The organism is Noviherbaspirillum pedocola (assembly GCF_016632335.1).
In the GTDB taxonomy this organism is placed as follows: domain Bacteria; phylum Pseudomonadota; class Gammaproteobacteria; order Burkholderiales; family Burkholderiaceae_D; genus Noviherbaspirillum_A; species Noviherbaspirillum_A pedocola.
Window position 1 is genome coordinate 100,232 of sequence record NZ_JAEPBG010000018.1, and the last position, 10,012, is coordinate 110,243.

General features: G+C 63.2%; 9 protein-coding genes and 1 pseudogene. 2 read left to right on the plus strand and 8 right to left on the minus strand.

Annotation, left to right across the window (positions count from 1 at the left end):
* The first annotated feature begins 60 nt into the window (after positions 1 to 60).
* Positions 61 to 342 carry a hypothetical protein gene (locus tag JJB74_RS26835; protein WP_200597302.1) on the plus strand — a complete coding sequence of 94 codons (282 nt, stop codon included), beginning with the start codon at positions 61 to 63 and terminating at the stop codon, positions 340 to 342.
* A 737-nt stretch (positions 343 to 1,079) separates the two neighbouring features.
* On the opposite strand, the gene JJB74_RS26840 is transcribed toward JJB74_RS26835, so the two are convergent.
* The 3 genes from JJB74_RS26840 to JJB74_RS26850 form a co-directional block, all read right to left on the minus strand.
* Positions 1,080 to 1,973 carry a LysR substrate-binding domain-containing protein gene (locus tag JJB74_RS26840; protein ID WP_200597304.1) on the minus strand — a complete coding sequence of 298 codons (894 nt, stop codon included), beginning with the start codon at positions 1,971 to 1,973 and terminating at the stop codon, positions 1,080 to 1,082.
* Positions 1,974 to 2,010: 37 nt separating this feature from the next.
* Positions 2,011 to 3,420 (minus strand): FAD-binding oxidoreductase, encoded by a 1,410-nt coding sequence (locus JJB74_RS26845; RefSeq protein WP_200597306.1) that lies wholly within the window; start codon positions 3,418 to 3,420, stop codon positions 2,011 to 2,013.
* Between the two features lie 178 nt (positions 3,421 to 3,598).
* Positions 3,599 to 5,203, minus strand: coding sequence for an ankyrin repeat domain-containing protein (locus tag JJB74_RS26850; RefSeq protein WP_200597308.1), 1,605 nt, complete (start codon positions 5,201 to 5,203; stop codon positions 3,599 to 3,601).
* A gap of 251 nt (positions 5,204 to 5,454) precedes the next feature.
* On the opposite strand from JJB74_RS26850, the gene JJB74_RS26855 reads away from it, so the two are divergent.
* Entirely contained in the window at positions 5,455 to 6,012 is a 558-nt protein-coding gene (locus tag JJB74_RS26855; protein ID WP_200597310.1) for a cob(I)yrinic acid a,c-diamide adenosyltransferase, read from the plus strand.
* Positions 6,013 to 6,038: 26 nt separating this feature from the next.
* Here the strand turns inward: JJB74_RS26855 and JJB74_RS26860 are convergent, their stop codons facing one another.
* The 5 genes and pseudogenes from JJB74_RS26860 to JJB74_RS26880 all read right to left on the minus strand — a co-directional run.
* Positions 6,039 to 6,368: a hypothetical protein gene (locus tag JJB74_RS26860; RefSeq protein WP_200597312.1), complete on the minus strand. Its 330-nt coding sequence runs from the start codon at positions 6,366 to 6,368 to the stop codon at positions 6,039 to 6,041.
* A gap of 284 nt (positions 6,369 to 6,652) precedes the next feature.
* Positions 6,653 to 8,521 (minus strand): 1-deoxy-D-xylulose-5-phosphate synthase, encoded by a 1,869-nt coding sequence (gene dxs, locus JJB74_RS26865; protein ID WP_200597314.1) that lies wholly within the window; start codon positions 8,519 to 8,521, stop codon positions 6,653 to 6,655.
* 1 nt (position 8,522) lies between these two features.
* A complete protein-coding gene (locus JJB74_RS26870; protein WP_200597316.1) occupies positions 8,523 to 9,410 on the minus strand; it encodes a polyprenyl synthetase family protein in 888 nt (295 codons plus the stop codon).
* Positions 9,407 to 9,661 carry an exodeoxyribonuclease VII small subunit gene (locus JJB74_RS26875; RefSeq protein WP_200597318.1) on the minus strand — a complete coding sequence of 85 codons (255 nt, stop codon included), beginning with the start codon at positions 9,659 to 9,661 and terminating at the stop codon, positions 9,407 to 9,409. The genes JJB74_RS26870 and JJB74_RS26875 overlap by 4 nt, the downstream gene beginning before the upstream one ends.
* A 233-nt stretch (positions 9,662 to 9,894) precedes the next feature.
* Positions 9,895 to 10,012: pseudogene (locus JJB74_RS26880) on the minus strand (IS5/IS1182 family transposase); the annotation flags it as partial.

Genomic DNA, 10,012 nt, shown 5'->3' on the forward strand with positions numbered 1-10,012 from the left:
ACTTGTATGGCGGGTCTTATGCCGGCGGGGGTTTCGCGCTGAAAAGCTTTTGTGGAAAGGATGAAAAATTTTCCGGTGAAGGAGATCTGTGGCGATGTCGGCGCAGCGCAGGGTGGAGATGTCGCGTCGGAAAATCGTAGACCGGAGGATGGGCTGTTGCCGTTGCCGTTGCCGTTGCCGTTGCCGTTGCCGTTGCCGTTGCCGTTGCCGTTGCCGTTGCCGTTGCCGTTGCCGTTGCCGTTGCCGTTGCTTTTAATCCCGTTGATCGCGCCGTGGCGCCGGGCCCTGAAGCGGATAAGGTGCGGCGTCTGTCTGAGCGCAGCGCAGCGCAGCGCAGCGTAGCGAGTTTAGCCGCGCCCCGCTTCAGGGTTCGGCGACACGGGAACCCCGCGCAGCGGGGCGCGATCTCCGGGTCGCCTTTTCTTGGTTACTTCTTTTGGCGAAGCAAAAGAAGTGACCCGGCTGCCGGGCCGGGACCCGGCTTGGTCGCCAAGCGCGATGTCCTTATTGGGTCATCGGGCCTAGAAACTTCGATCGGGCGGGCCTTTCAATCCAGGCCTCGATCAACGCGACGACGACCAAGGCAAGAGCATGCCCCCTCAACGACATCACTCCGGTGACGCAAAACGTTCAGCGCCCCCTCGACCTAGCCGGGTCCCGGCCCGGCAGCCGGCCTACTTCTTTTGACGCCAAAAGAAGTAGGCAAGAAAAGGCGACCCGGAGATTGCGCCCCGCTGCGCGGGGTTCCCGTGACGGCGATGCCCGGAGCGGGGCGCGGCTAAACTCGCTACGCTGCGCTACGCTCAAACAGACGCCGCACCTTTTCCCGCTCCGGGCATCGCCGTCACGGCGCAATCAACGGGGGTTAAAGGCAACGGCAACGGCAACGGCAACGACAAAAGCCAAAACCAACTGCAACTGCAACTGCAACTGCAACTGCAACTGCAACTGCAACTGCAACTGCAACATACCCTTACTTCGCCCAGCCAACCTTATCTCGGACTACCAACGGCCTGAAAGACAACTTGACGTCGGCTTGAAAGGGCTGGCTTGCCAGCCCAACGAGGTTCTCGATAACCTCACGGCGCCGCGCCCGAGAACAGCAGCCGCAGCCATTCCAGCATCACCACCACTTCCGGCCTGTCCTTCACCTGACGCTCGTAGACCATGTAATACGCATGCGGCGGCGTGGCGATCTGTACGTCGAACAGGCGCACTACCTGCCCGCGCGCGAGCAGGTCGCCGGCGAAATGGCGGCGGGAAAGGCCGACGCCGTAGCCCAGGCGTATTGCCTCCAGCAGCAGGCCGAGGTCGTCGACGCGCAGGCCGGCCGACGGCTCGGGCCAGTCGAGGCCGGCGGCTTCGAACCACGGCTGCCAGGGCTCGAGCGCGGAGCGCAGCAACGTCGCGCGCGCCAAGTCCGACGGCTGGCGCAGCGGCCCGACCTTTTCCAGGTAGGCCGGACTCGCCACCGCGAAGGCGGGTTCCTCGAACAGCTTCTCGGTGACGATGTTCGGGTACTTGCCGGCGCCGAAGCGCACTTCGATATCGCTCTCCGACAGCGACAGGTCGTACAGCGGCACCGACAGGAACACCTCGACCGCGATATCGGGATAGCGCTCGGTGAATTCGGACAGTCGCGGCAGGAACAAGTAGCGCGCGAAGGTCGGCGGCAGTGTGACCTTCACCCGTGGCTGCGCCGAGGCGCTGCGGTGCGGCATCGGGAAGTCCGACAGCGTGCGCAGCGCGGCGCGCACCACTTCGAGATAGCGCCGGCCGAACTCGGACAGGCCGACCGAGCGGCCGTCGCGAATGAACAGCCGCTCGCCGACGTAATCCTCGAGCAGCCGGATGCGGTGCGACAGCGCCGATGGCGTGATGCACAGCTCTTCCGCGGCCAGCGCGAAGGAATGATGGCGCGCCGCCGCTTCGAAAGCGGACAGCGCATGTACCGGGGGAAGACGTGTGGCCATGATCGATCTTTATGGTGCCTGGAAGGAACAGCCTCTGTTACCAGCGAATGATCTTGCCCGGATTCAGTATGTTCTTCGGGTCAAGCGCGTGCTTGATCGTGCGCATGACCGCAATGGCCGGCTCGCCGTGTTCCTGCACCAGGAAGTCCATCTTGTGCATGCCCACGCCATGCTCGCCGGTGCAGGTGCCGTCCATGGCCAGCGCGCGCGCGACCATGCGCGCATTCACGCCCTCGGCGCGGGCGATGTCTTCGGCATCGTTCGGATCGACCAGCATCTGCACATGGAAGTTGCCGTCGCCGACGTGGCCGATGATGGCGTGCACCAGGCCGTGCTGCTCGCAGTCGGCCTTGGTGTCGAGTATGCATTCGGCAAGGCGCGAGATCGGCACGCAGCAGTCGGTGGAAATGGCGCGCGAGCCGGGACGCATTTGCAGCAGCGCGAAATAGGCATTGTGCCGCGCGGCCCAGAGGCGCGAGCGGTCTTCCTGCCGCGTGGCCCATTCGAAGCCGATCGCATGATGTTCGGCGGCGATCTCTTGCACCAGCTCGGCCTGTTCCTTCACGCCGGCTTCGCTGCCGTGGAACTCGAACATCAAGAGCGGCGATTCCGGCAGCGACAGCTTGTCGTGGCGGTTGATCGCCTTCACGCCGGCTTCATCGAGGAATTCCACCCGCGCCAGCGGTATGCCCATCTGTATGGCCTGTATCACCGTGCGCACCGCGTCGCCGGCGCTCGGGAACGAGCAGACCGCGGCCGACACCGCTTCCGGCTGCGGATACAGCTTCACCGTGATCTCGGTGACGATGCCCAGCGTGCCTTCGCTGCCGACGAACAGGCGGGTCAGGTCGTAGCCGGCTGAGGATTTCTTCGCGCGGGTGCCGGTGCGGATGATGCTGCCGTCGGCGGTGACGACAGTGAGCGCCAGCGTGTTTTCGCGCATCGTGCCGTAACGCACGGCGTTGGTGCCCGAGGCGCGGGTGGCGACCATGCCGCCGAGCGAGGCGTCGGCGCCCGGGTCGATCGGGAAGAACAGGCCGGTGTCGCGGATCTCGGCATTGAGTTGCTTGCGCGTGACGCCCGGCTCGACCGTGACCGTCAGGTCTTCAGGATGCACCGACAGCACGCGGTTCATCTGCGACAGATCGATGCACACGCCACCGCGCAAGGCCAGGATATGGCCTTCCAGCGAGGTGCCGGTGCCGTAGGGAATGATCGGCACTTCATGCGCGGCGCAGAGCTTGACGACATCGGCGACTTCTTCGGTGGTCTGCGCGAAGACCACCGCGTCGGGCAGCATCGGGTCGTATGAGGACTCATCGCGGCCGTGATGCATGCGCATCGCCTCAGTGACGCTGACCCGGTCTTCGAAAAGGGATTGCAGCGCGGCTAACAGGGAATCGGGCAGCGGCTTCTTCAGCGCCGCCATCTGGACGGAATCATTCATGCTTGGCGTCTCCTCGGGGTAGTGGATTCTACCCGCTGCGGGGGAGGAGCGCTGTGCGATGGCGCTTGTAACGGTTCCATGCGGCGTATGAGCGCGCCGGCGATGCCGCGCCGCCGTCACACAGGCGGCCGGCGCGACGCCGTAGGCTGGCCTCGCAATTCCTGTGAGGCGCAGCCGCTTACAGAGAGTTGATGTATTGCTGAGTGAAGAAATGCTCGAACTCGGTCCGCCGCGCTTCGGGAACAAAATCGATGGCGCTTTGCCCCTTGCGGTTCTTCTGCTCCGGGTCGGCGCCGAATCTAAGCAGCAGCTTGATGATCTCATCCGAACACTTTGTCTTGCAGGCATGCATCAGCGGCGTGATGCCCTCTCTATCGGGTTCGTTGATAACCAGATCGCCGTACTGGAGCGCATCAAACACGCGCTGGAAGTTGCTGCTCGCAATGGCATCAAAGAGCGTCTTCCTGTCCTGATTTTCGGGCTGTCTCCCCGCCTCGGCGTTGCGTGCGCGTCCTGCCGCATCGCTGCTCTTGCCTTCGAACTTATCGAAAAGGGCTTTGTAACGACCACTGTCTTGCGCGTTGGCCATGGAGATTGGGCTTCGCCCCTTGCGGTCTAATATGTCCGGTTTAGCGCCTGCATTAAGCAGCGCCTCGATAATCTTGTCAGGACAGCCTACCTTGCAGGCAATGAATAGCGGCGTCTCGCCTTTGTGATTGCGCTTGTTGACGTCCGCTCCGCTCTCAATGAGCAAACTCACGATGTCGGGAGCACGATTCGAAATGGCATGGAAGAGCGCGGTTTCGTTGTTTTTATCGCGCTGATCCACCTTCACATTCGCTTCAAGCGCTACCCGCACGGCATCGATCTTATTGCTACAGACTGCCGAAATCAGCAGTCCCTGGTGCTTGTTATCCTTCTGACCCAGCTTTGATTCGAGCCGTGTCAGCGTCTGCATGCACTTCGCATTACCCTTCTCTGCGGCCATGAGCAGCGCGTTCTGCCCTCTTCCATTCACGATGTTGGCATTCAGTTCTAGCCGCTGCAGACTGATGATGCACAACTGCCCCTCGTCGTCGTCACTGTGCTGTGCGAAGTTCATCAAGGCCGTATTGCCCTTGTAGTCCTTCGCATTGATATCGGCGCCGCGCTGGGCGAGCAAAAGGACCAGATCGAGGTTGCCCTGAAAGGCCGCGCCGGTGATATGCGGTGTACCGTCATAAGCGCCGCCCGCATGGGCGCCAGCATCTAGCAAAGTCTCGACGAGGGATCTCCGTTCGTCGCGTTTCAGACTTCTGTCGAAGACCATGCGGGCCATCAGGATATTCCTGCAGTCGGCGCTGACGTATTTCGCAGCGCCCTGTTCGATCATCCCTGCGAGGACATGGATGTCTCCTCGCGGCGCCTGTCGTTCCACCATGCCTATCGTCTCTGGTTTGCTGAAGTCCAGCCTCTCCGGCCCTGTCCGTGCCGGAGGTGTCGATAGCGCACTCGATGATGCGGATGAAGAAGACGGCGCAGCCTTTGGCTGCGTAGCTCCGTAAGCCGGCGAGTGGTTTTTAAGTTTGGGGACGGATGTCACAACGCGTGGCTGCGTGGAAGTGCTCGTCGTTGAGCTTTCGTCGATGAGTCTGGTGGCCTTGATACCACCCGTCACTGCATCGGCTCTTGAACGTGCCGACACCAACGGGCCATTACCTTTGTCTGCCGTTTTGGAATCGTTTGGCGGGGTATGCTGGGATGGAAACGTCGGTAGCTTCGAAGAAACTTTTGCGTCACTCATGATGACCAACTCCGGGGGCTAATTGTTCGTTTAAAGGAATTTTGATACTTGCAATTGGTGGCAAGCATCGCTGTTCCGTTGCATCAGCCTTAGCGATTACACAAGGCTTATTAGTTGATTGCTTGCATTGCGACAGAATGCGAAACCGGTCAAATGCAAGCGTTCCGGACATGCCGCGCCTTCCCCAGCGCCCACGACCGCCGCCGTTTTGCCGTATGCTCCCCAGCCACGATCAATCACCGCAAACGAGCATGGGCAACCGACTTTCAAAAATCGCGACCCGCACCGGGGACAACGGCAGCACCGGACTGGGCGATGGCAGCAGGGTGGACAAGGACAATCTGCGGGTGGGGGCCATGGGCGATGTGGATGAAACCAATTCCCATATCGGCCTGCTGCTGTGCGAGGACATGCCGCTGCCGCTGCGCGAGGAACTCGTCACGATTCAGCATGACCTGTTCGACCTCGGCGGCGAGCTGTGCATCCCCGGTTATCAGTTGATCCGGGAAGCGCACGTGGCGCGGCTCGATGCGCTGCTGGCGAAGTACAACGCCGATTTACCGGCGCTGGCCGATTTCATCCTGCCGGCCGGCTCGCGCGCGGCGGCCCAGGCGCATGTGTGCCGCACCGTGTGCCGCCGCGCCGAGCGCGCCATCGTCGCGCTGGGCAAGGCGGAAAAGCTCAACGAGGGTCCGCGTCATTACATGAACCGGCTGTCGGACCTGATGTTCGTGCTGGCGCGGGTGCTGAATCGCTACGCCGGCGGCGGGGATGTGCTGTGGGAGAAGGAGCGGGACCGCTCGGCCTGAACCGCTGCCGTGCAGCCCGCGCGGGCTCAGAGCCGGATGGCGGCCCGGTCCTCCATATCCGCGATGGCGGCTTCGGGAATGCCGTCGAACAGGTTTTTCACCGTGACCGGGAGCGCCATCACGCACGCGTCGTTGATGCCTGCGGTCATCCGGTCGAGGTCGGCTTCGCTCAGCATGCTGGCGCGGTAGGTGAGCAGCAGCGCATAGGCATCGATCTTCTCTTCCGCAATCGGGATCGCGGCATCCCGCGCAGCCTGCGCCAGCAGGATGCGCCGAAACGGATAGCCGCCGGCGCGCATAATGCGCGGCAACAGTTCGGGGTCGCTTTCGAAAACGGCTTTCAGATCGGCGGGCACTTCTCTAGTCTGGGTCATCGATGTTCTCCCTTCGATACGGGCTGGTGGGCTTGCTGTCGGCTGGGGTGGCTGCATGCTCACCATACCCCGGGCGGTCTCGGACAATTTTTGCAGTTGAATCAGCAGCGGGATCGTGGCTCATCGTTGGTAACCCGACCCGCGATCGCATTGCATGTCTGTGCGCGGCATCAATCCGGCAAAGCTATGCGCATGCCCTTGCCTTTCCGGCGCGCAAAAAGAGAACGGCGCCGCAGCGCCGCTTTTACGCTTCTCCCGAAGCGGGATCAGATGTTGTTCACTACCAGCCGCGGCTCCGTCTTGCCCAGCCGCTGCCGTATCGACGCGGCAATACCGGCGGCGTCCAGTCCGCATTGCGCCAAAAGCGTGGGCGCATCGCCATGATCGATGAAGCGGTCCGGCAAGCCGAGCTGCAGCAGCGGCTTGACCACGCCTGCCGCGGCCAGCGCCTCGGCCACCGCGGAACCGGCGCCGCCCATGATCGCGCCCTCTTCCACCGTGACGATCAGATGGTGGCTTGCGGCCAGCTCGAGCACCAGCTCGGTGTCGAGCGGCTTGACGAAGCGCATGTCGGCCACCGTGGCATTCATACCCTCGGCCGCTCCCAGCGACGGCGCCACCATGGTGCCGAAAGCCAGGATCGCGACGTCGCGGCCCTTCCTGCGCACGACGCCCTTGCCCAGTGGCACGGTATCAAGCGCCTTGTCGACCACCGCGCCCACGCCGGCGCCACGCGGATAGCGCACTGCGGCGGGACCCGGATAGACATAGGCAGTAGAAAGCAGCTTGCGGCATTCGCTCTCATCTGACGGCGCGGCGATCACCATGTTCGGAATGCAGCGCAGATAGGCCATGTCGTAATTGCCGGCATGGGTTGCGCCGTCGGCGCCGACCAAACCGGCGCGGTCGAGCGCGAAGGTGACGTCGAGGTTCTGCAGCGCCACATCGTGGATCAATTGGTCATAGCCGCGTTGCAGGAAGGTCGAATAGATCGCCACCACCGGCTTCAGGTTTTCGCAGGCCATGCCGGCGGCGAAGGTCACCGCGTGCTGCTCGGCAATGCCGACGTCGTAGTAGCGCTCGGGAAAGCGCTGCTCGAATTCCACCATGCCCGAGCCTTCGCGCATCGCGGGCGTGATGCCGATCAGGCGCTCGTCCTTCTGCGCCATGTCGCACAGCCAATCGCCGAAGACTTGCGTGTAAGTCTTTTTCGCCGTGGTCGCCGGCTTGATGCCTTCGGCCGGATTGAACTTGCCCGGGCCGTGATACAGCACCGGGTCGGCTTCGGCCAGCTTGTAACCCTGGCCCTTCTTCGTGACCACGTGGAGGAACTGCGGGCCCTTCAGGTTGCGCAGGTTCTGCAATGTAGGCACCAGCGCGTCGAGGTCGTGGCCATCGATCGGGCCGATGTAGTTGAAGCCGAATTCCTCGAACATCGTCGCCGGCATCACCATGCCCTTGGCATGCTCCTCCAGGCGCTTGGCCAGCTCGAGCATCGGACCGGGCAGCACCGACTTGCCGACGCTGCGCGCGGCGGCGTAGAAGCGGCCCGACATCAGGCGCGCGAGATAGCGGTTCAGCGCGCCGACCGGCGGCGAAATCGACATGTCGTTGTCGTTCAAGACCACCAGCAGGTTGATGTCTTCATGCACGCCGGCATTGTTCAGCGCCTCGAAGGCCATGCCCGCGGTCATCGCGCCGTCGCCGATCACGGCCACCGCATGGCGGTTCTCGCCTTTGGTTTTCGCGGCCAGGGCCATGCCCAGCGCGGCCGAGATCGAGGTCGAGGAATGCGCGGTGCCGAAGGTGTCGAACTCGCTTTCGTCGCGGCGCGGAAAGCCCGAGACGCCGTTCATCTGGCGCAGCGTGTGCATGCGCTCGCGCCGGCCGGTGAGAATCTTGTGCGGATAGGTTTGATGGCCGACGTCCCAGACGATGCGGTCTTCCGGCGTGTTGAACACGTAGTGCAGCGCGATCGTCAGTTCCACCGTGCCGAGGTTCGACGACAGGTGGCCGCCGGTCTTGGACACCGAGTCGAGCAGGAAGGCGCGCAGCTCGTCGGCCAGCGGTTTCAACTGCGTGCGCGAGAGTCGCCGCAAATCGGACGGCGCATTGATGTTGTCGAGTAGGTCCATGCTAGGTTTTCCGCAGCACGATCAGGTCCGCCAGTTCGCGCAACCTTCGTGCCCTGTCTCCAAATGGAAGCAGCGCGCGATGCGCTTCCTCCCTCAATTTCTGCGCCAGCGCGCGGGATTGTTCCAGGCCGAGTATCGATACATAGGTGGGCTTGTTGTCGGCCGCGTCCTTGCCGGCAGTCTTGCCCAGCGTCGTGGTGTCCTCGGTCGCGTCGAGCACGTCGTCGACCACCTGGAACGCCAGGCCGATTGCGGCCGCATAGGCATCGAGCGCCGCGGCTTCCCGCGCGTCCGGCAGCTTGCCGCAATAAGCCCCCAGCAGCACGGAGGCACGCAGCAGCGCGCCGGTCTTCTGCCGGTGCATGCGTTCCAGCTCGGCCAGCGACAGCGTGATGCCGACGCTGGCCAGGTCGATGGCCTGGCCGCCGCACATGCCGGCCGAACCCGACGCCTCGGCCAGCAGCCGCAGCATGGCCACGGTGCGCACGGCGTCGCCTGCGATTTGCGACAGCACCAGGAAAGCCTGCGACTGCAGCGCGTCGCCCACCAGCAGCGCCGTGGCTTCGTCATATTTCACATGCACCGTCGGCTTGCCGCGGCGCAGCGCATCGTCATCCATGCAGGGCATGTCGTCATGCACCAGCGAATACGCATGGATCATCTCGACCGCGGCGGCCGCGCGCGCGAGAGCATCGCGGTCGGCGTCATGCAGTTCGCCGGCGGCGTACACCAGGAGCGGGCGTACCCGCTTGCCGCCGTCGAGCGCCGCATAGCGCATCGCCTCGTGCAGCCGCGCCGGCGGCTCGCCCGCCTGCGGCAGCAGCGTGGCCAGCGTGTCCTCGACGCCGGCCTGCACCTGGCGCATCCATGTGTCGAATGGCTGGCTCATTCGTCTTCCTCGCCGGCATCGCCGTCGGCGAAGGGTTTCAGCAAATCGCCTTCGAGCACCTTGACCTGGCTGTCGATGCGGTCGAGCTGGCCAGCGCAGAACTTCACCAGTTCCGAGCCGCGACGATAAGCGGCAACCGACGCTTCCAACGGCAGTTCGCCGGCTTCCATGCGCGCGACCAGCTCTTCGAGCTCGGACATGGCTTCTTCGAACGAAGCGGGCTGCTGGCTGGAGACGGGTGTGCTTGCCATAGGGCTGATCGGGCTTTCTTCAGGATTCAGGGGGGACGGGCGCGGCGCTCGATTACGCCGGGCGGACATGCAGTTTGACTCGGCATTCTAAAACAAACTCGCTGACCGGGCACCGATATTGTCCCGGAACAAGCTCTGGCGGTGATAGCAGCGCGCAGATTGCGTTCCAAAATGACATCGAATGGAGCGGAGCCGGCATTAATGGCACTCATGCCTGGCCAACTATTAAGAGCCTATTCCAGTAGGCCAATTGCACGCCAGGTAATAACAGCGCACGCCAAATGAAGAAACGCAAGATAGGTTTTCGCCAGCTTTTCCCAACGAATCAGAACGCGGCGGAATCGGTTCATC